This is a genomic window from Corallococcus praedator (genome assembly GCF_003612125.1).
Classification (GTDB): Bacteria; Myxococcota; Myxococcia; order Myxococcales; family Myxococcaceae; genus Corallococcus; species Corallococcus praedator.
Map to the genome: position 1 here is coordinate 1 of NZ_RAWI01001295.1, position 406 is coordinate 406.

A 406-nucleotide genomic window follows, 5' to 3' on the forward strand; every position below is an offset into this window, starting at 1 on the left:
AGGTAGGGAAGATCGGGACACTCCGCGAAGGCGATCTTGAGCGCGTCCGCCAGCTCCGTACCGGGCCAGGAGCCGATGCCGGTCGAGACGACACCCTCGCTGGTGAGCGTGAGAGGCGTTCTCGTGATCATGAAACGGTCTCGCTGATGGTGGCGCTACCCACCACCTGCGAACCCCGGTAGCTGACCAGTGCCTGGCCGGCGGCGACCCCGGCGATCGGCTCGTCCAGGCGAGCGACCACCCGATCGTCGGCGTACGCGATCTCGGCGGTCACCGGCTCGCCGTGGGCGCGGACCTGGACCTGACCTCGCCACGGCCCCACGACCGGACGATCGGTCCAGGTCGGCCGGATGCCGGCGATCTCGCGGACCAGCAGCGCCTCCCGCGGACCGACGGTGATCGTGTT

1 protein-coding gene is annotated in these 406 nt (G+C 70.0%); it reads right to left on the bottom strand.

What is annotated here, in order from left to right:
- Positions 1–127: 127 nt before the first annotated feature.
- Positions 128–406 (bottom strand): aminomethyltransferase beta-barrel domain-containing protein (locus D7Y13_RS44150; RefSeq protein WP_244222504.1); only part of this gene is annotated, 279 nt, incomplete at its 5' end.